A 20,415-nucleotide genomic window follows, 5' to 3' on the forward strand; every position below is an offset into this window, starting at 1 on the left:
TAGACATAATGGCAATGAGACAAGACTGATAAAGTGAGTTCTATATGAGCAAAGTTAATTACAGTTTTAGTAAACAGACCAAGTATGCGCTAGAGCATTTTGCGAACTTACTAAGCATTGCACGAAAAAATCGGTCAATGACGAAAATTGACCTGACTGACAGGCTAGGAGTATCACGCTCCACGGTTGATAAGATGCTGCGCGGCGAGCCGACCGTCAATATCGGTTACTATTTCGAAGCTGCGCGAATTTTAAGAATTAATCTTTTTGATTCGGATCCATCTAGGTTGGAAGATCTTAAACGTAGCTCAAACAGTATTAACTCACTGCTCCCCAAAAGAGTTAGAGTTAAAAAAATCATCCTAGACACCGACTTCTAATCAGATCTGCGACTTCTCTATGCAACTTGTTATCTTGACAAAGAAATGCCAACTCAAACATGCAATGGTGGATAAGAACTACTATTAATATGGCGATTTGAAATCATGTGATCATCAGCTAGCTATTTATATCAATGCCCAATGCACTCTGTAGCGCTATGCTTTAGAGTGCATTGTGATATTAGCGTTCCTTACTGGGGGACTTAAGGCTACCATCTTTACTGGGAAGCGATAAATTGCTGACCAAAGCCTGAACTTTTATTTTTAATGGATCAGGCAGTTCCCAGAGGGCATCCATAGTATTTTCAAGAAAGCGTTTTGCTTTCTCCTGATAACCAAGATCGCTTGTATGTAAAGCCATAAAGAAGTTGCAACAGAAAGTAGTTAGCTTTGCCACCAGTTCATCGTTGAATGTGCGCAGCGTCATTAAAAGCGTTTGTTTTTCTGCACGCAACACCTGTAATTGTTCTGATAATGCGTCGTTTTCTTGCTGTATTTCACCCTGTTCTCCTTTTAACATCAGCAGCTCACCAAGCAAAAAATTGAGTTGGTTATTACTGTTTTCTAGTTTTTCCTCCGTATGCATCACTTGGTTATTTAGCTCAAGCAATTGTTCTTGTTGCCTTTCAATCATAAAATTATAGTAGTTGTACTCTCGCTCGGATTTGGGACGTTTGGCTTCTTGATTCATTTTTTGACGTTCCTTTGAACGGCGTTCTGTGTCAGGAGCTAACTCAGCAATCAAGTCATTTTGGATAAACAGACGTTCGTTGGCATACTCAAAAACCATTTTCTGAAACATCTCTCCAAAAAATTTTTGTTGCTCTACAGATAGGTTTTTATCAATGGGAAGAGCCTTCTCTTTTAAACCAAGCTTTTCTATATATTGATTAACAACTACCTTTTGGCTCTTCAGCAAATCAAACTCGCCTGTAATTTTGTTTCGACCTGACAAAAAATAATGTGTATGTGCGCCAGTGCTATCTTTCTCGCTGCGTTCATCATCATGTCCAATAACTAACTGGATCGGGTAAGCAGGAAAATGACTGGTTAAAAACTCAACTGTAAAGTCCACATACTCATGCAACGAAATTTGCTCATTGCTCACTTCCCATTGATGAGGGATCTTAAAGATCCCCTCTTGGATAAATGTGCAATTTAGATTGGGGTAACTTTGAGTCTGATTGTGCGCATTAAGATAAGTTTCCAACATTTTGACTCGCTGGTTTTTCCGTGACATTTCCATCATTTTGAATTTGTCTATTTTGCTATAGGAGACATAACCAGATGACTCAAGGATCTCTTCTAGAAATTGCGCTGCTGTATCATTACCATTTCTATACTCAGCGGTGATAGCTGTTTTCATCTTCTTGCGGTACTGCCGATGTCTCGTTTTGATTTTAGTGTAACCACGAATTAGCGGATCAGGCGCTGTAGTATAAAGTCGCATTATCTTATGTTCATCACTGAGCGAGTCTAGTAATGAGATATCACCATTTATCCATATTACATTTGCGTCCGATAGATTTTCGTTCCACCCAGGCTTCTTGGTAGAATTTACATCGGTTACGATACGCAAAGAGTGCTTCAGTGACCGCTCACAACGCGAGCGGTCTTTCTGATTTGAAGTGAAATTGTATCGGCGGTGGAAGAATCGAATCGATTTCATACTAGCTCCCTTACGGAGCTAGTTAGGGAGTCAAGAGGCACTCCTCTTGCCCGCAGCTTGCGTGCATCTTTTTGGAACAAAAAGTGTGACGCAAGCGCAGCGGGTTGCGTTGTCGTCACATTTACCAAATGCACGATTCTTAAGTTGTTTTCAAGCGAAACCATCTTCATCACGCATCCTCCAACATAGCTTGTATCAACTGCATCAACTGGGGCTTTTTTGCCAATTTACCAAGCATAGAAGAAGCCACATCAGGTACCGCTGGAAGCGAAATGGTACGTTCAGCAACTGGCATACCAAATGCATCTTGTAGATGCTGAGAAGCGAGCAAAGCGCAATCTGGAGCATCCTCACGTAGCCATTTTCCATAGTGCATGTCGATCATGTGAGTGCCAGCATGACCCATCTGGCTTGATATCCACTCTTTGTTGATACCAGCAGTCAAACATTGCGAAGCGAACGTATGACGCAGTTGTCCGACACCACGATGTGCAATACCAGCAATTTTTAAAAATGGAGTGAAAAAGGCTTTGCTGAATTGCTTCGCATTGAGAAAGGGTTGACGTGTTTTACTGTTGATAAAAATAAATGCAATCGACTCTCTCTGAAATGTCTTGTTGTCTCGCTGCAAAACGTCAATGGTCTTACGACGACGCTTACCTGTGAGCGATAACTGTTTTTTCAGAATTTCGATAGCAAGCGGGTTCAAGTCAACCACACGTACAGAGCCAGAAGTTTTAGGCACTTTATAATCGTTAAGTACACGAGCGCGACGAACATAAAGAACATTACGTTGCCAGTCGATATCATCCCAAGAAGCCGCAATCAATTCACCAATGCGAAGCCCTGTTAATATATTGAGCAGTACCGCATTCTTGCCATGTGAACACACATCAAGACATTCATGCATGAGTGCTATTTCTGCTTTAGTGAATGGATTTGGCTCACTAGGCGAGTTCTTAAGATTTTCTAGCCCCGTCATTGGATTGCGATCTATCAGGCCATCGAGCATAGCTCGCTCAAAGATTGCTCGCAGAATCGTTAAATGCCCATTGATAGATTTATTGGAGAAGCGCTTGTGCCATTTAAGAATCAGCTGGCGAAGATCGCTATGAAGAACAGAATTGATAGCACGTTTACCAATTGCTTTTCTTATGTTGTTGGCTTTACTCGCCTCTGAGATTTGTGTTGAGGGAGAGGCACTAAAGCGCCGCTCAATAAGGTAAGAACCTAAATAATCGTTAATTGTTTTTATTTTCATAATTTCCTCATTTAGCAGCTCAAGTGCTGCGTTTCGAATGGAAATTACGATGAAGACGAAAATACGTCAAACACCTAAGCTTATGAAAATTAACATATAATTCATGACTAGTAATCGTGAATTATGTATAACAGAACAAAAAATAAATGAAATTCCCCCTAATTTATCAACCGAGTTCATTTTAGAGTTTTTGGCTCATTGGTGAGTAATCTGAACGGAAAAAAAAAATTTTGAGAGCTTTACGTTTTGGGATCTTAATCACACTTGTGTACAGTGAAAACTGCTTTGAAATAGGAAAAATGGCGTAAAGCCAACGCCTTACAGAAAGAGTGCTGAATTAGTTAAGTGGACAGTAATACTAACCATATGGTGTATTAATGATGACTTAGGATGAAACAAAGTGAAGCTATCAGAAAGTTACACTAGTAGGACATGAAAGGGCGGTATGTCTATCAGCATCGTGACCTAAGAAAAGTGTTCCATGAGGACGCAGATAGAGCGTTCAATGAAAGCCTTAAATGCCTAGTAAAGAATGGATAAAAATTGTTTTAGAAAAATCGAATATTAGCGATTAATGAATAACTTCAGTTATGGAAAACCCGTAATTTTCACACCTAAATATTATGGCAATACTAAATCGACACTGCATTTGACTGCCAGCGCTAGGGTTGCGATTTATTGTATGCTTGCTCTTACGTCGATAACTATAGAACTACTGCTTTAGTGCTCTAGACCTGAAGTTCTCTTCATTATACTAACTATGCTATATGCAACTATGATAAATTGTTGATAGATAATTTAAAAGCTACACAATGATTATGACTGGAAACATAGAACTTACAACACTCACAGATTCAAATGCAGACTCTTTCCTACTAAAACTGTTTGGAGCGTCAGGACATAAACATATTTTAATCGATGGTGGCTTCAAAGGGGATGGTAGGAAAGCACTAAAGCTGATAGAGAAGATACTTGAAGAAGGTGGCAAAATTGACTTAGTCATCTTAACGCACGTCGATAAAGATCATGTTAATGGTCTCTTAGCGCTTTTTGAAAGTGATAGCGTTAACCGTGAGAGTATTGGCAAAGTAGTCTTTAATGTGCCTCACAGTGAAGCTGAAATAAAGGTAATCAAAGAAAAGAGTACTCAGTGCGGCTATCAAGAAGGTAACACTCTACTTGGGCTGATCATAAGTAAAGATATAGAACTTGTTCAAGCACATCAAGGCTGCTCGCTTGAGATCGATGAGAACATCATTATTGATATTCTGTCTCCAACTAAAGAGGCATTGGAAGCTAATCATGATAATTGGCGAGATACTAACATCGGACATGATGAAGACGAAGAGTACGATAAAGATGTGCTACTTACTAAGAAGTACAAGGAAGACGATAAGCCACAAAATCTATCAAGTATTGTCTGTTTGATAACTTGTGATGAACAGAAAATGTTGTTCTGTGGGGACAGCGTTCCTAGCCAAATACTAAGTGCTGACATCGAATGTACACCAGTTACCTTGTTCAAGGTTCCGCATCATGGGAGCAAGTACAATATTTCGAAAGAACTGTTGGATAGATTTCCCGCAGTTAAGTATCTAATACCTGGAAATAGAAGTTCATATCCAAATTATTATACCATTGCTCTAATAGAGGAAAATTCAAAGCATTCGGAAGTTTTCGTACCTAAAGGCTCATGGGTTCATAGTAAACGTCGAAATAACGAGATCGAATTGAATTTTTCGGAATATGAGTTTGGCACAAAGGTAAAACTATAATGGTTGATATTGGATGTTTACACTCTGCGTTAGTTAAGGTGAAATCTAAGTTAACTGGAAGCGGCGTGTGGATTAGCTTAGGATTTGCCGAGCATTCCTATGTACTTACGGCAGAGCATAATATTAATAACCACGATTTTGAAGTTTTCGATAGTACAGGTAGAAAGCTTGACTCCAGCTACGTTTGCAAGCTGGACGGATTGGATATATCGATCCTGAAAATTAATGAAAGGTGCACAAATAAAATTGAACTGTGCCTAGAAGATTCCGCCAGATTAGATAATAGCTCTACCTGCTGGATATTGGGGCATCCTAAATCTTTGGTTAAAATCTCTGACTTTAAAGCAATTGAACATGAAGGAACAATCCTGTTTGATAATGATAATATTATTTTTAGGATTGATGAGAATCTTCCGAGCTATGCAGATAAAGATAATGTTGAAGGCTTTTCTGGTGGACCAATATTTCAGATTTCAAAGAATGCAATATATTTAAAAGCCATTATTACTGATAGCTTTGACGACAACTTTTCATATAAAAGAATATACGGCGTGCGATCAAGGGATATATATTCTATATTACCTAAAGAAATAGTTAGTGAGTTGTATAATAAAAAGTGCATAGAAGAAATAGTGGATAAATCTTGTAAGATTCTAGATGAGAAAATAATTGATTACATTATTAATGGTAACTTTTTAGATAAACTAAATTGTATAGATTTAAATAAACTGGAAGATTGTGAATACTTTTACCTTCCTGATGATAAAGATAAAATTACACAACATGTATCATTGTTAAGAAATGAAGAATCTCTTAAGTCATATATACATTCAAGAATTATCTCCATGGTTATGGATGAAACATTGTCGAATGTCAGCTTAAATCCGACTAAATTTGAAAGCAAAAGATTGTTCACTATACATGTAACGGATTTTACTGAAACACACCAACTGATAGCTAAGTTAATAAAGCAAGAGAATAGTCTTGACTATTCAAATGCAATAATAATGATAATCTACTCTACAGATGACAATGACCTAAGTTATGTAAAGAAAAAAAGAATCTCCAAAGTCATTTCTGACTTTGCAGATGGCAGAGAGCCTGAACTATATCATGATTCTATTCCAATCAATGAAAAGGCGAAGTTAAAAAGTTTCCTTGAAACTCGAAAGAGAGCGGATATGAAGTTTTCAATTATAAACATTAAATTCCTAGTGAGAATGGTTGTAGAGCAGATAAGGAACGAGCTATATGGTGAATGTTATAATCAGCAAGATCTTCAACGAGAAGTTATGGAGGTAGTCAAACATTATGAATAGTATCAATTGTAAAGATTTACAGTTTGATGATATGCCTTCTGCTGAAAAATTCATTTTGGAAAACGAGATTGAAATATTCTCAGATGAGGGTGATTTGATTCTTTGTTATATGAATTCGCCTGAAGATATCAAGATAAATTGGAATGACATAACAACTAGAACTGCGCTTGACTTTCAATCTAACCTTATAGACCAAGTCATATCTAGAAATCTACTATTGGTATTCTGCTCTACTGAAGAAATTGATATTGATACAAAAAAAGAAATACAGTCAGACACTTACTGTTGTAGAAAGATAGCTAGAAGTAAAGTTGAGGATCTAGAACGTAGTATAAAAGACCTAATCTTTTATGGAACAGAGAAAAAAGAAGACGTAAAAAAAAGTTCCTTAAAAGAAATAATAGAAAAAGAACACAATGATGTATTTCAATTAATGGCTATTTAATGATGAATAAAAACAAAATCAAGAAGATAACACTGGATAGTTTCAGAGCTTTTTCTGGTGAGAAAGTGCTGGATTTTGAAATTGATAATAAGATAGCCGATATAGTTGTTGTATATGCACCTAATGGCACTGGAAAAACTAGCACCATTGAAGGTATAGAATGGGCAGCAACAGGTAAAGTATCTAGGTTAGATACAATTATTTCTAATAATAATGCAAAAAATAGGAACCCCAAAGAAGGGAATATTCTAAAAAACAGATACAGTGGAAAAAATACAGGTTCTGTTAAGTTAGAACTCGAAAGTGGAAAGTTAATACATAGAGAAACAAAACCAAAAAGTAGAAGAAATCATGATTACTGTCCAGGAATGTTGAAAAGTACTATAAAGGATGTAGAAAATTTCAACAATAATATTCTTAGTCAAGGAACAATTAGCAAATTTTCATATGAAGCTAGTAGCGGTAGTCTATTTCAGTCGCTAATTAGTAATAAAGGAAATTCAGAAGATATTGAGGTATATGATAGACTCGACTCTATTAAAACTAGCATAGATAAGTCCAATTCAGAGAAAAGAACTGAAATATCATATATCGAATCCTTGATATTAAATGAGAGCAACGATCTTTCATTACTTGAAGATAGTATTACTGAGGGCGCGGAGTTTTTTTCTTCAGAAGATTATACGTTATTTAAGAAAAACTTTATGTTTTTCCAAGATATTACTGAAAAGAGTATAAGCGATTCGATTAGCTATCTTACTGAAATTACAACGTCGTTTGAACACTTAAAATCAAAGCTAATTGACTTTGATTTGGAACAGTACAAAGTGCACTCTAGAGATCAGTTAAATGCTTCAAAAGTAATGGAATTAGAAAGCGAGATTATAAATAAGAATGCAGATCTTGAACGTATTGAAAAAAAGTCTATTAGTATAGAATCAAAAAAAGAAGAGTTAAATACACTACTTTCATCTAGAAATATTGAAAATATAAATAATAAATTAAGAGTATTCAATGAGGTTATCTTTAGTATTGATAACTGTAAAGTTTATATTGAAAGAATTTCAACTGTAAATGGATTAGTTCAGAAAAAAATAAAAAGCATTAATGTATTAGATTTAATAGACAAAGATAGAAAACTATCAACTTCTGAGGGGTTGATTAGTGCTTTATTTGGAAAGGTTGATAATGAAGAAATTACTCTCTTAAGTGAAAATCTATTTATAAGTAAAATAAATGAAAAAATCACGTCCAAGTCAAGTTTACTTAGCTCAATTACAAAGAAGTCATTTATTGATAAAAATCATGAACTAAAACATGTGTTAGAGTTGAATAAAAAAACACATAATCTTGAACAGTTAAATATAAAAATCAAAAACCTGAATAGTGAAAAAGAAAAAGTAATCTCATTTGAAGAAAAGCTTGGTATTATTAAATCCTATGTTATTGAAGTCATAAATGAAAGAACTTTGAGTAGTTGTCCAGCTTGTGGAACAGCTTATGATGATACCAATAAGTTAATGGAGTCAGTAAACAGTTTAAAAACTGACTCAAGGCAGCTTATTGATGGGGCTATAGAAACTCTTAACAACCAAAAGCTTGAATTAGTCGGAGAAATTAAAACTTTAAATGACACCATCGATAATATGGTTTCTGAGTTAAAACAAGGGTTTAATAAAGAGATAGAGCAGCTTAGAGAACGTAAACAACAAGCATTGAGTCTATACGCTTGTTTGTCTGATCTAAGTATTAATTATACGGAAGTTAATATAATTGGTTTGTTGAAAGAAATATCATCTATCAAAAAAAATGTTGAAAGTCGATTATCTTTACTTTCTAGAAAAAAAGATAAGTATGAGAAATGGTCAGGACGAATTGCTTTTCTCTTATCTGAAAAATCAAAAGAGCAATTGATTTATGAAGCCGACCTTAAATGTTTGAAAGATACAATCAAAGTACAATTTGATTTGAACATCAATGAACTAATTTTAAAATCAAATTCATATCATGTTTGTTTGTTTGAACGTAACAAGTTGACTATTCTTGATGAGAAAGAAAAATATAATGTTAAAATTATTGAAAAACAATTGACAGAACTGAAAGACAAAATTTCCAACCTAAAAGTCTATGCTGGCTTTTCGAAAGATATTATTATGAGGGATGTTATTGAAACATCTAAAAAAAATAAAAGAATTATTAGAGCTGATTATAATTATATAAAAAGTCAAATAATATCATATAGAACTAGTAACAATTTCTTTTTCGTGGATATTATAATCCGAATTGAACAAAAGTGTTCTGCCTTCTTAGCTAATCTCTTAACTTCACAAAAAATAGTGAGTAAAAAAGAGAGTATTATTGAAAATAGAAAACTACTAGAAATCAAGAATCGAGAATTAAGCGAAGGTAAGTCTAATTTGAAAAAGGTTATCCTTGCGCTAGATGAGGCAATGTCTTACTTCTCAGAGTTGGCAAGCGATAGCATTAATAGTGAAGTTCTCAACGATATGTTTATGTACGTTGAACCACATTTAAAATATGACGAAATATCATTTCGCGTAGATCTTAATGGTAGTAATAAAGGCATTTATATTCAAGCCAGATCTAACTCAATGGATGATGACAATACACCTATCTATTACCTAAGTGAAGCGCAGATCAATATATTGTCGATTTGTATTTTCCTCGCTGATCATGCAAGGTCGGCTGAATCAGCTATCAATGCAATTGTAATCGACGACCCCGTGCAGAGTATGGATGATTTAAATAGCTATGCTTTGATTGATTTATGTAAGATATTTTCAAGACGATTTAAGAAGCAGATAATAATAACCACTCACAACCGAAGTTTTTTCAATTTGTTTAGAAATAAACTTCCTGAGGATCGTTACTCTACGAAGTTTATTAGTTTGTGATTTTTAAAGAGCCAATTATTGGCTCTTTTCCTTATTTGATGGTTCATTAGTTTACTATTATTCAGGGAGTATTTATGGGCGTGTTGGTAAAAAATATAATCGTGGATTTAACTATATGACGCTAATGATTTTTTTCTTTACGTAATCAAGATACTTTATAGTGCGGTGATCCACAGCTAACAGTGCTATAAAAATGGATAGCCATTAGCAGAGAACACGCACGTCTACTAAGTCGAGAGTATCAATCGCTCTAAAGGATTTAAGGCACTTCGAGTTATGAAATACCAACTGTATGGTGTTTTATGCGATAGAAGGTTCTAACTAGATGCTCTCTAATCTAATTCAAGTTACAATAACTTTACACTATCACTGTAAATTGAGCAGTTAAATTAGGAAAGAACACCTTTTCAATTGATGATGCCAATTTCTGAATTGGATACTTCTTCCCATAACGACCAAATGTCATGCTTTGATGTGTATGACCAACAATTTGCGCTACTAGTGATTCTTCAATCCCTTTCTGTTTCAACTCATCAATGAATGTATGTCTAAAGCCATAAGCGGTAGGGCGAGCTTTGGCTGGCATTCCGATTTCTGTTTGTAAGCGTCCGAACTGCTGACAGTAGCGTTTAGACCAGTCTTCCCACTTACCATCAGGTTTATAGTTAAAAAGCTGAATGCATCGTGCTGATTTACGCTTAGCCACGTAGTCTAGAAAACCACTATCAATTAGAGTGCTATGGATAGGTACATACCGAACACTGCTCGCTGTCTTCACATGTTGATTTTCACCATCCTCAGACACTACAAAGCACTGATAACCATCTTTAGTCCTAACGTCAGCTACTCGTAACTGACAAGCTTCAGCAGGTCGTAGACCGTGATAAAGCATAATAGTAGTGACCCACTTAAACTCGTCAGATTTTGCCTGATATGCAGTTGAGTTAAAGAGCTTCAATAAGTCCTTAATCGACCAACGTTCACGTTCTTCATCTTGAGTTCTCTTCTTCATTTGTTCTTGAACAGTGATGTCTTGAAATGGATTTTCTGGAATGTAATTCATTTGCTTACACCATTTGAAGAATTGACGGCAGGACGCTAGGTAGTCTTTGTTTGTTTTGTAGCTTCGCCCTTCCTTGTACAAGCGGTCACGAAAGCGCACCGCATCAGCACTTATTATTCTCGATACACAATCAATGGTTAAAGGGGAAAGGAAATGATTTGTACGTTGATTTAATTGCTCGATGGTAAGTGGACGCACTTTGGAATGTTGCTTAGAAGCTATAAATTCTTCTAGCGCATTTTGGGGTGTGATGATGATCTTTGGTTTTATAGCTCGTGGTTCAACAACGTTCACAGCTGTAGAAGAGGAAAGCGAACTTACAGTTCGCACTTGCCGAATAGGTAGACGCACAGTATCACGCAATGGAAATCCATCTCGAACATAGTTTACGAGTTCATCCACCTTTAAGCGAAAAGACACTGAATCACTCTCAATAAAGGCTTCATCTATAAGTTTTTTAAGTGGAGGAACTAGGATGAAATTGCGTTCTACTGCTTCATCACGTCGCTTAGTGAGTAGCGAAATTTTTAGATCGAAAGGAAAGCCATTATCTCTTAAGGATTTAGGCAAACAGATGCGAGTGTAGTAGGTCGAGTTTGGGGCACGGAAAAGGTACATTGTCTCAGTCAATCCTAAGTGGTGACTTAATGCAGTGCCAAAAACGCGAAAAGCCCCTGATAAATCAGGGGCTTAGAATGTGGCGGAGAGATAGGGATTTGAACCCTAGGTGGGCTATAAACCCACGCCGGTTTTCAAGACCGGTGCTTTAAACCACTCAGCCATCTCTCCGTTGAAGCGAATACTATAGAGGTCTGATAATCTTGTAAACCCCTATTTATACTGTTTGCTCTATTTGTGAGCGTTTTGCGTGATTTATTTATTTAATGGAGCAATTTCTGATCTATTAGATTGATTTGTAGGGATAAATATTATCTGAATATAAAAAAAGAGAGCAGAAGCTCTCTTTTTTAGGTGTATGGTCGGACTGAGAGGATTTGAACCTCCGACCCCCGACACCCCATGACGGTGCGCTACCAAGCTGCGCTACAGTCCGATGTAAATAACTTAACGTCTTAACCAACTAGCGTCAAACATAACGTTATGATTTATTGGCTTTTTGTGTAGAAGCGCTGCAATTCCGTTAAACCTTGCATTATGACAGGTAGTGCAGGGTTTTCATCACGTAGTCGGTTGTATTCAGCATCATACAATTTGTAATTACCAAACTTATCAATCACCGTCGTATTGCTATTGGTGATTAATGCAAGTTCATGGTAGTCACCGGCTAAAATCCATCTACGTGCGCGCTCATCAAATAGGTTTCTGCCACTGCTGTAATCAGCAGGGTTTGAAGATACACCAAATAGGTCTTGTAATAGTGTGACAGAAAGATCTAAGTGGCTGGTGCGATGGTTATATTGACCAGCAACTTTGCCAGGCCAATGAATGATCATCGGTACTTCAAGTTGGTAGCGACTGTAGTTGGTGCTCGAGCCCCAAGTATTGGTGTCTGTTTCATTGAATTCAGTACCATGATTTGAAGTGATAACAATTACTGTCGAATCGGAAAGCCCCAGCGTTTGAATTTGTTTGTAGAGTTCTGCTAGCTCGTTGTCGGCACTTTGAACTGACTGCTGATAATTGCTAATAAGATCATTTTCAGCATTGCCAGATTTTGAGTGATAGTCGTTAAAGTCATCCAATGTGGTTAGCTCAATGAAGCTAAACCAAGGTTGTTTGCCTTGTTCTTGTACCCAGTTCGCCCAAGTGCTGATAGCAGTCTTGTCACCTGACGTTGACGCATCAGCCTCTATCTGTGTGATAGGTAAGCCATTAAAGACGATTTCCTTGTACAGCGGGTCACTAAAGTTATCGCCACTGAATAGACCAATTTGGTAGTTTTTATTTCCCAAAGTATCTAATAGGACGGGTAGGGATTTCTGAGCTTTAATGCTGCTTGCGTAGCTAGTAGGTAGACCGTAAAGCAAACCAAAGGCACCAGTACTATCGTTGCTCGAACTAAAGTGATTGTTAAAACTCAAGTTATCCAATGAATATTGGAAAGTATTTGGCATGTTTGCGGCATTAAGTGCATCTGCACGCAAATTGTTCACGCTGACCACTAAAACATTAAGTGGATTTGCACGGCGGCTAAACGCCATTTTTTCTAATGGGTAGCGAACTAATTCAGCTTCACCTAAGTTAGCTTGTTGGCGTTTTAAGTACTCTTCGCGATCAAGCAGGCCATGTTTCTCCATAAAGGATTTGGCTGTCATAGGATAGGACAGCGGGAAATTGGATTGCTGAGAAGTAATAGGATTGTAGAAATAGGCATCAGCCCAAACATAAATCATATGACTTGAAATGAAGCACAGGAAGAACACCGCTGTTATTGGGCGACCAACATGCTTGTGCGAGAGTTTACGCTGTTTGCGCCAAACCCATTCAGAGAGCGCAAGTTCGACCAAGAAAATGAGCGGCAATACCACAAATAGATGCTGTAAGTCGGCGCTGGCGCTGCTTACATTATCCCCGCTGTCTGAGAATAGGACTTCCCAAACCACAGGATTTAGGTGCAGGTTAATGGATTGATACGCTTGGGTATCAATCAATAATAGGGTTAAACCTATAGTTGTTAAACATACCGTCAGTAAGCGGAATAACTTACGTGACGGTATAACAAAGGTTAACGGAAATAGAACCAAGAGGTAAACCGCGAACACTAAGAAGCCGAAGTGACCAACCCATGAAACCGCCAAATATATTTGACCAAGTAATGTTTCAGGCCACGGCGATTGAGTGATATATCGAGTCCCGATGAGCATGGCTGCGATAATGTTGAAAAAGGCAAACCAGTGCCCCCAACCTACTAAACGCGAAACCCGCTCTGCGTATGTATTTCCGTTATCTACCATGTAAAGTTCTATTTTCCGGTGTTAAATTAGTGTGCTTTGTCGTCGATTGATGACAGCAGTGCTTGAGCAAATTTTTCTGCGATAGCTTTGCGTTGAGCAATAGCCACGTTTTCGTTAATCACATTAGTTGCAAGGTTGCCAGCGATCATTAGTGACAAATCAGGACCAGCACCATGCTTTTGTAGCACGGCAGCTACTTCCGTCAGAATGTTTTCGTATTTTTCGTCACTGTATTTAGATGTAATCGGCATTAAAAGACTCGAATGAAGATAGTAAAGCGGCTTATGATAACCTACAATGCCGAGCAACTGAATCCTAGAACGACGATAAATTTAACATGAGCCTACACCTTTCAAACGTAATTTTACATCAATTGCAAAAAAACGAATCTGATGAGTTGGTGGTTAACTTCCGCGTTGAAGCATTAGCTAATGATAGCTCAGCTGAAAACCTAGTTGCTGAGCTACATCGAGTTTTTAACTCTAAAGGAAGTAAAGGCTTCGGCTCATTTAAGTCTGACAGTGAATTTCAGGTCTGGTTGCAAGAACTTCGTCAAAAAGATCGCGATTTCTATGATTTTTCGCAGGTGAGCGCTAACCGTTTAAAAGATGAGTTGTCTAAATACCCATTTGCCGATGAAGGTATTTTAGTTTTTGCTGAGTATCAATCACTTGCGACAGACTATCTTTTTGTAGGTATTATCCCATCAAATCAAAGTCTTAAAGTAACAGAAGGTTTGGATATAAGTGCGACTGAATATCTTGATTTGAGTAAAATGGATATTGCCGCGCGTATTGATCTTTCAAGTTTCGAGACAGATAAAGATTCAAATCGCTATCTGACGTACATTAAAGGTCGTGTAGGTCGTAAGATCGCAGACTTCTTCTTAGATTTTCTACAAGCCGACGTAGGTTTAGATACTAAGCAGCAAAACCAAGTGTTGATGCAAGCGGTTGAAGATTTTTGTTCGGATTCGAAACTAGAGAAGTCAGACGCGAATAGTTATAAAAAGCAGGTCTACGATTACTGCAATGATCAACTAAAGTCGGGTGATGAAGTCTATATTAAAGAATTGTCTGGCGAGTTGCCATCGGCGCAAGATGGCACCAGTTTTTTAAATTACACTCAAGACCATGGTTATGAATTGGAAGAAAGCTTCCCTGCGGATCGTAGTACAGTTCGAAAACTAACCAAATATGTTGGTGCTGGTGGTGGGTTAACGATCAACTTCGAGAGTTTGTTGCTTGGTGAACGTGTCTTCTATGATCCAGAAACAGATACCTTGACCATCAAAGGAACACCACCCAATTTGCGTGATCAATTAACGCGTAGTCGATAATAGAATCATCACTTTGAAAGCCCTGCAAACATGCGGGGCTTTTTTGTATAACTAGAGCTTATCGACAAATTACTAATTCAATTCTCCCTATCTACTCTTTTATGTATATGCTTGTTATAAAGGAAGATAGGAGTGAATAATTAGCATATGGATAAGCGTCAATTGAGGCTTGGGTGGTGGCTGGTAATGCTTTGGCTTGTCGGTGTGTCGATGATGATGCTCAACCACTATTCGATAGATCGTAGAGTTCAACAGATTGAACTGCTGGGTGGTTGTATTGAAGAGTTTCGTAGCCAACTTTATTTTGATATTCCGTACCGAGCACACCTTTCTGAGCAGCAGATTAAACAGTTAGAAGATATCGCTGATTTGCGAATTGAGCTAGGGCAACAACCGACATTCACTTGGTTCCAACCCGATATTCAACAATTATTGTTTACTACGGATCGATTCATTGAACAAAGCCAAGCATTTATGGCAACTGAGTTGGCAATAAAAGACCTGATCATAGAGATACAAGAGAAACGTCAGCAATATAGCAAACGTTCAGAAATAGCGGTCTACTATTACCAACTGAGTGCCTATACTTTTGAAGCGTTGTTCTCATCCCAAGCCTCTAGCTCAATGGCGTACAGAGATCTCGATGAACTCTATACTCAATCGCTTTCTCTGAGCCATCAAGATAAGCAAGAGTTGCAGATGGCTTTAGCTGATACATCTCGCGTTATGGGAAGTTTTGCACAAGGAATGTACTTGGTTGAGCGGTTAATTAATCATTCTGTACATAATGAAATTACGCTAGTTGAAGAGCAGTTTCATCGTTCTTTAGAGCGCACACTTGGCTTGGGTGTGGTGTTCAGTTGTTTGTTGATGGTCTTCAATATGGCTTACTATCAACGAGCGTTATTAAAGGGCTATAAAGCGAGCAAACAAGCGGATTCTCCCCGTGATGAAAGTGAATCGATAGAGGACTCTTCGAAAGTTGTCGCTGTAGAGCAACCAGAGCCAAAAAATATCGTCAATATAATTGAAGCGAAACAGATTGATTTTGCAGGAATGTTGGAGTCTCTTGATAACGATAGCGAGTCCTTATGTATGTTGCTTAGCGTATTTATTGCAGATCATAAAAATGACGTTGCTCTGATTACTCAATTACTGAGTGATTCCCCTGATGAAGCGTTCCGCAAAGCGCATAGCTTAAAGGGAGTGGGGGGGAATTTAGGTGCAAATCAATTGCGAGATGTCGCTTCGAAACTAGAGATTGCTCTTGTACAAGATGTCACTCAAGTGGCAACACTCTTGTCAGAGTTAGATAAGTGTTTAAGCAAGGCTATCAAAGAAGCTGAGCAGTTTATTGAACAACAGAGTTGCAGCGAAGAGAGCTAAATATCGTTGTGAAGCTAAATAAAAAGAGCGCGAAAGCGCTCTTTTTGTTGGAATTGATGAGTTAAACAGTTTGCTGTTTTAACTCACTGTCACTGCTTTCAGTGTCCAATTCAACTTTAGGTTCGCAACGGTCAACGAACCAGCCCATATAAGAGCTAACGATAGTAACTAAAATACATACGAAGCTTAGCCACATAAATGGCGCGTAAGATAAGGTAGCAACACCGAGTATGCTCGCCATATAAATACCGTTATCACTCCAAGGCACCATGCCAGAGGTCAACGTGCCGCCGAATTCCGCGTTACGTGATAGGTTCTTACGCTGGAAGCCCAAACGGTCATAGTTTTTAGCACAGATTTTTGGTGTAAGAATCAAAGAAACATACATAGCAGAGCCAAAAATGTTACCCATGAAGGCGGTTGCAATAGTTGATGTTGCTAGCGAACCTGCACTTTTTACACGGCGTTCAAATAATTTTGCTACCGTTTCAAGCACGCCCACTTTATCAAGCAGACCACCAAAGCCTAAACCAAATACAATCACCGCTACCGAGCCTAGCATTGATGACATGCCACCGCGGTTTAAGATTGAATCGATAAAATCAACACCAGATGAAATCGCAAATGGTGCCCATGCCGTATTAAACGCGGTTAGGAAATCCACGTCTTGAACCATGACAGCCCAAACTATTCCAAGTAGAGAGCCAAAGCTAATTACTGGGAAAGAAGGCATGCGCATTGCCAATAGAGCAAGAACCACTACTACTGGCACGAATGACATCGGCGTGATGTAAAACTGTTTGTCCATCGCTGCGATAACGTTTTGCACTTGTGACATATCGACGTTACCCGCGTAATGGAATCCAAACAGGGTAAATAAAATACCAGTGATAACGTAACTGATTAGCGCAATCGGCAACATGCCTTTGATGTGCTCCATAACTTCAACGTTAGACATTGAAGAAGCAAGGATTACGGAATCAGAGAGTGGCGACATTTTATCACCAAAATAGCAGCCCGATAAAATAGCACCAGCTGTGACCGGAGCAGGTACACCAAGACCTTGACCAATCCCCATCATTGCGATGCCAGCTGTACCAGCAGCCCCCCAAGATGTGCCTGTAGCCAATGCAGTCAGTGAACAGATTACCATGGTAGCGAGAAGGAAGATCGAAGGATGAATTGCTTTTAAACCATAGTAAATAATTGTTGGAACAATACCACCGGAAATCCAGGTACCGACTAGAGCACCAACTGCGAGTAGGATAAGCACTGCACCAAGACCATTTGATATGCCATTGAGTGCCGATTGTTCAAGTTCTTTGTATTTGTGACCGAGTCTAAGACCCAACGTAATAATGATGAACCAACCGATATAAAGTGCGAGCTGAATTGGTAGATTTAACTGGGCAGTAAAGGAAAATGCCATCAGTAGAAATAAACCAAGTGAAACAATTACTTGTGTCAAGCTTGGCAGTCGAGGGGTAAGTTGCGTCATAGCGAGCCTCTTTGCGAATTGAAACTGAATGTTCAACACCAATCGTTCCATACTTACTTTAGAGTAAGCTTCGGATTAGCCGTATATATCAAATGAAATGAAACCTTTGTTACATTTATTTGTGCAATTAGCGGCTTTGGTGAAGAACTTGAGTGTTAACTCCTTTTTTTTTTGCTGAGGGACAATACATTAGGTGAGTGAATAATTCGAGTAAATGTCATCTTTTTGTGTGTAATGCCTGTTAGGCGGTAAATAAACAGTTAAAGATGTTAACCTTGCGCAGGTTTTGCAGGGTTAAATTTAATTGTTGCGTAACATAAATGTGCTACAAGTTTCTCTTAAACAATGATTGAGTGTTGGTTTTCGTTTTCAACGCTTGTTTATCAAAAATGACCTCTAAAAATGCTCTATCACAACATTATTTTAAAAATAACTTATTAAAGTTCGATTTTTAGCTTGAGATTTTGGTTTGAAAAATGAAATATGAAGGGAAGACGTTTTTAGTTATTACATGGAGAGTTGATGATGAGAGTAGGTTTAGTCGGCTGGCGCGGCATGGTAGGTTCTGTGTTGATGCAACGAATGGTAGAAGAAGGCGATTTCGACCTCATTGAACCCGTTTTTTACAGCACATCTCAAATCGGTATCCCAGCGCCGTTTTTGGGTAAAGATGCGGGTAACTTGCAGGATGCATTTGATATTGAAAGTTTAAAGCAACTAGATGCTGTTATTACCTGCCAAGGTGGTAGCTATACTGAAAAAGTATACCCAGCTCTTCGTCAAGCTGGTTGGAAAGGTTACTGGATCGACGCAGCGTCTACGCTTCGTATGGCACAAGACTCTATCATCACGCTCGATCCGGTAAACCATGCTCAAATTCAGCAAGGTATTCATGCTGGTACTAACACCTTTGTTGGTGGGAACTGTACTGTGAGCTTAATGCTAATGGGTTTGGGCGGACTATTTGAAAAAGGTTTAGTTGAATGGACAAGTGCCATGACATACCAAGCTGCTTCTGGCGCAGGCGCGCAAAATATGCGTGAGCTGATTTCACAAATGGGTGTAATTAATGATTCAGTCAGCTCTGAACTCGCTAACCCTGCCAGTTCAATTCTTGATATTGACAAGAAAGTGGTTGATACCATGCGAAGCAGTACATTCCCTACAAGTAAATTCGGAGTGCCTCTTGCTGGGTCATTGATTCCATGGATCGACGTTAAGCGTGACAATGGTCAAAGCAAAGAAGAGTGGAAGGCTGGTGTTGAAGCAAACAAAATCCTTGGTTTCCAAGATTCACCAGTTCCAATTGATGGCACTTGTGTGCGTATTGGTGCGATGCGTTGTCACTCTCAAGCTTTAACTATTAAGCTGAAACAGAATGTGCCAATGGATGAGATTGAAGAAATCATCGCAACTCACAATGATTGGGTGAAAGTGATCCCCAATGAACGTGATATTACCGCGCAAGAGTTAACTCCAGCTAAAGTGACTGGCACATTGTCTGTTCCAGTTGGTCGTCTACGTAAGATGGCAATGGGGGATGACTTCCTAAATGCATTCACTGTCGGTGACCAACTTCTATGGGGTGCAGCAGAGCCTCTACGTCGCACACTGCGTATTATCCTAACTGAAAAACAGTAACTTTCTTCGATTCTTCAGTTAAAAAGGCTACCTTCGCGGTAGCCTTTGTCGTTTTATTTCTTTAAACCACCTTCAATGACGATGATAATTGTTTGTCGAGATGCCATTTATGAAAAATTGCTTGTAACCCAGATCAAAATTACAAACTAAGTGTAACCAAATTGCATTTCGGATATTTACAAACCAATGACTTAGCTCTGACTTCGGCTCGTTAGGCTAGTGAGTCAATTTTAAGTATTGGGGAAAGTAATGAGGGTGCGCAAGCAAGGTTTTACACTGATTGAATTGGTGGTCGTGATTGTCATTTTAGGCATTCTTGCTGTCGTGGCGATGCCAAAGTTTATCAATTTAAAAGATGATGCGAATACTGCTGCAACCTTAGGAGTATCGGGTGCGGTGCACAATGCCGTTGACCTGGCTCATAGCAAAGCGCTAGTGGAAGGTAAGCAAGATGAAGCTGTATCTGAAATTGAAGGGTTCGGTATCCTGAAGTTTGGTTACCCTGCGGTCCACAAACAAGGTCTGGTAATGTTTTTAGATCTTGATGAAGGCTACCACGACTTAGATAAAGAATGGGTTTGGGCTGCACAGAACCATGGTAGTGTTGCTGACCCTGATTATTGGATCGTGACTCGTTCGGACAATCTTAGCGATTATAGCGGAAGCGATTTCAATACCGAGATTGAGTCAACCCAGTGCTATGTAAAATATATCGCCGCAATGGAGGCTGGCGCAGAGTATACCATTGAAACCATTACCGATGGCTGCTAGATGCGAAAGGGAATTGAAACGGCATTGTTTTTTGAATA

At 38.4% G+C, this 20,415-nt stretch carries 15 protein-coding genes and 2 tRNA genes; 9 read left to right on the forward strand and 8 right to left on the reverse strand.

Translation table 11 applies throughout. The features are described from left to right. The first annotated feature begins 44 nt into the window (after positions 1–44). Entirely contained in the window at positions 45–380 is a 336-nt protein-coding gene (locus L4C38_RS01605) for a helix-turn-helix transcriptional regulator (RefSeq protein ID WP_428795770.1), read from the forward strand. Positions 381–561: 181 nt separating this feature from the next. On the opposite strand, the gene L4C38_RS01610 is transcribed toward L4C38_RS01605, so the two are convergent. Both L4C38_RS01610 and L4C38_RS01615 read right to left on the reverse strand, forming a co-directional pair. Then, entirely contained in the window at positions 562–2,049 is a 1,488-nt protein-coding gene (locus L4C38_RS01610; protein ID WP_428795771.1) for a hypothetical protein, read from the reverse strand. Positions 2,050–2,218: 169 nt separating this feature from the next. After that, entirely contained in the window at positions 2,219–3,310 is a 1,092-nt protein-coding gene (locus tag L4C38_RS01615; protein ID WP_428795772.1) for a tyrosine-type recombinase/integrase, read from the reverse strand. 818 nt (positions 3,311–4,128) lie between these two features. On the opposite strand from L4C38_RS01615, the gene L4C38_RS01620 reads away from it, so the two are divergent. From L4C38_RS01620 to L4C38_RS01635, 4 genes are read left to right on the forward strand one after another with little or no spacing between them, the layout of a single operon-like run. After that, positions 4,129–5,085, forward strand: coding sequence for an MBL fold metallo-hydrolase (locus L4C38_RS01620; RefSeq protein WP_428795773.1), 957 nt, complete (start codon positions 4,129–4,131; stop codon positions 5,083–5,085). Further along, entirely contained in the window at positions 5,085–6,404 is a 1,320-nt protein-coding gene (locus tag L4C38_RS01625) for a S1 family serine peptidase (RefSeq protein ID WP_428795774.1), read from the forward strand. Before L4C38_RS01620 ends, L4C38_RS01625 begins: the two co-directional genes overlap by 1 nt. After that, entirely contained in the window at positions 6,397–6,849 is a 453-nt protein-coding gene (locus L4C38_RS01630; protein WP_428795775.1) for a hypothetical protein, read from the forward strand. The genes L4C38_RS01625 and L4C38_RS01630 overlap by 8 nt, the downstream gene beginning before the upstream one ends. Next, entirely contained in the window at positions 6,849–9,764 is a 2,916-nt protein-coding gene (locus L4C38_RS01635) for an AAA family ATPase (RefSeq protein WP_428795776.1), read from the forward strand. Before L4C38_RS01630 ends, L4C38_RS01635 begins: the two co-directional genes overlap by 1 nt. A gap of 358 nt (positions 9,765–10,122) precedes the next feature. On the opposite strand, the gene L4C38_RS01640 is transcribed toward L4C38_RS01635, so the two are convergent. From L4C38_RS01640 to L4C38_RS01660, 5 genes are all read right to left on the reverse strand, one after another. Further along, the gene (locus tag L4C38_RS01640; protein WP_428795777.1) at positions 10,123–11,445 is read right to left on the reverse strand and encodes a tyrosine-type recombinase/integrase; all 1,323 of its coding nucleotides are present in this window, start codon (positions 11,443–11,445) and stop codon (positions 10,123–10,125) included. 80 nt (positions 11,446–11,525) lie between these two features. Continuing rightward, positions 11,526–11,616 (reverse strand) — tRNA-Ser (locus L4C38_RS01645). Positions 11,617–11,804: 188 nt separating this feature from the next. Beyond that, positions 11,805–11,881, reverse strand: a tRNA-Pro gene (locus L4C38_RS01650). A gap of 52 nt (positions 11,882–11,933) precedes the next feature. Next, positions 11,934–13,742 (reverse strand): DUF3413 domain-containing protein, encoded by a 1,809-nt coding sequence (locus tag L4C38_RS01655; protein WP_428795778.1) that lies wholly within the window; start codon positions 13,740–13,742, stop codon positions 11,934–11,936. A 26-nt stretch (positions 13,743–13,768) separates the two neighbouring features. Then, positions 13,769–13,993, reverse strand: a complete 225-nt coding sequence (locus L4C38_RS01660; RefSeq protein ID WP_428795779.1) for a YejL family protein — start codon at positions 13,991–13,993, stop codon at positions 13,769–13,771. 86 nt (positions 13,994–14,079) lie between these two features. On the opposite strand from L4C38_RS01660, the gene yejK reads away from it, so the two are divergent. Both yejK and L4C38_RS01670 read left to right on the forward strand, forming a co-directional pair. Next, on the forward strand, positions 14,080–15,081 hold the full coding sequence (yejK, locus tag L4C38_RS01665; protein ID WP_428795780.1) for a nucleoid-associated protein YejK: 1,002 nt from the start codon (positions 14,080–14,082) through the stop codon (positions 15,079–15,081). Positions 15,082–15,228: 147 nt separating this feature from the next. Next, positions 15,229–16,467 (forward strand): Hpt domain-containing protein, encoded by a 1,239-nt coding sequence (locus L4C38_RS01670; RefSeq protein ID WP_428795781.1) that lies wholly within the window; start codon positions 15,229–15,231, stop codon positions 16,465–16,467. Positions 16,468–16,528: 61 nt separating this feature from the next. Here L4C38_RS01670 and nhaC read toward each other — a convergent pair whose 3' ends face one another. Then, positions 16,529–17,965, reverse strand: a complete 1,437-nt coding sequence (nhaC, locus tag L4C38_RS01675; protein ID WP_428795782.1) for a Na+/H+ antiporter NhaC — start codon at positions 17,963–17,965, stop codon at positions 16,529–16,531. 525 nt (positions 17,966–18,490) lie between these two features. On the opposite strand from nhaC, the gene asd reads away from it, so the two are divergent. Then, positions 18,491–19,606 carry an aspartate-semialdehyde dehydrogenase gene (asd, locus tag L4C38_RS01680; protein WP_428796013.1) on the forward strand — a complete coding sequence of 372 codons (1,116 nt, stop codon included), beginning with the start codon at positions 18,491–18,493 and terminating at the stop codon, positions 19,604–19,606. A 249-nt stretch (positions 19,607–19,855) separates the two neighbouring features. Beyond that, the gene (locus tag L4C38_RS01685) at positions 19,856–20,377 is read left to right on the forward strand and encodes a type II secretion system protein (RefSeq protein WP_428795783.1); all 522 of its coding nucleotides are present in this window, start codon (positions 19,856–19,858) and stop codon (positions 20,375–20,377) included. Positions 20,378–20,415 lie beyond the last annotated feature (38 nt).

The organism is Vibrio kasasachensis (assembly GCF_050337565.1).
In the GTDB taxonomy this organism is placed as follows: Bacteria; Pseudomonadota; Gammaproteobacteria; order Enterobacterales; family Vibrionaceae; genus Vibrio; species Vibrio kasasachensis.

Excerpts from the sequence above, each read along its gene's own strand:
- L4C38_RS01605 (WP_428795770.1), top strand. The coding sequence starts at position 45 with ATGAGCAAAGTTAATTACAGTTTTAGTAAACAGACCAAGTATGCGCTA.
- L4C38_RS01635 (WP_428795776.1), top strand. The coding sequence starts at position 6,849 with ATGATGAATAAAAACAAAATCAAGAAGATAACACTGGATAGTTTCAGA.
- L4C38_RS01630 (WP_428795775.1), top strand. The coding sequence starts at position 6,397 with ATGAATAGTATCAATTGTAAAGATTTACAGTTTGATGATATGCCTTCT.
- L4C38_RS01620 (WP_428795773.1), top strand. The coding sequence starts at position 4,129 with ATGACTGGAAACATAGAACTTACAACACTCACAGATTCAAATGCAGAC.
- L4C38_RS01670 (WP_428795781.1), top strand. The coding sequence starts at position 15,229 with ATGGATAAGCGTCAATTGAGGCTTGGGTGGTGGCTGGTAATGCTTTGG.
- nhaC (WP_428795782.1), bottom strand. The coding sequence starts at position 17,965 with ATGACGCAACTTACCCCTCGACTGCCAAGCTTGACACAAGTAATTGTT.
- L4C38_RS01660 (WP_428795779.1), bottom strand. The coding sequence starts at position 13,993 with ATGCCGATTACATCTAAATACAGTGACGAAAAATACGAAAACATTCTG.
- L4C38_RS01610 (WP_428795771.1), bottom strand. The coding sequence starts at position 2,049 with ATGAAATCGATTCGATTCTTCCACCGCCGATACAATTTCACTTCAAAT.
- L4C38_RS01655 (WP_428795778.1), bottom strand. The coding sequence starts at position 13,742 with ATGGTAGATAACGGAAATACATACGCAGAGCGGGTTTCGCGTTTAGTA.
- L4C38_RS01685 (WP_428795783.1), top strand. The coding sequence starts at position 19,856 with ATGAGGGTGCGCAAGCAAGGTTTTACACTGATTGAATTGGTGGTCGTG.
- L4C38_RS01625 (WP_428795774.1), top strand. The coding sequence starts at position 5,085 with ATGGTTGATATTGGATGTTTACACTCTGCGTTAGTTAAGGTGAAATCT.
- L4C38_RS01615 (WP_428795772.1), bottom strand. The coding sequence starts at position 3,310 with ATGAAAATAAAAACAATTAACGATTATTTAGGTTCTTACCTTATTGAG.
- yejK (WP_428795780.1), top strand. The coding sequence starts at position 14,080 with ATGAGCCTACACCTTTCAAACGTAATTTTACATCAATTGCAAAAAAAC.
- L4C38_RS01640 (WP_428795777.1), bottom strand. The coding sequence starts at position 11,445 with ATGTACCTTTTCCGTGCCCCAAACTCGACCTACTACACTCGCATCTGT.
- asd (WP_428796013.1), top strand. The coding sequence starts at position 18,491 with ATGAGAGTAGGTTTAGTCGGCTGGCGCGGCATGGTAGGTTCTGTGTTG.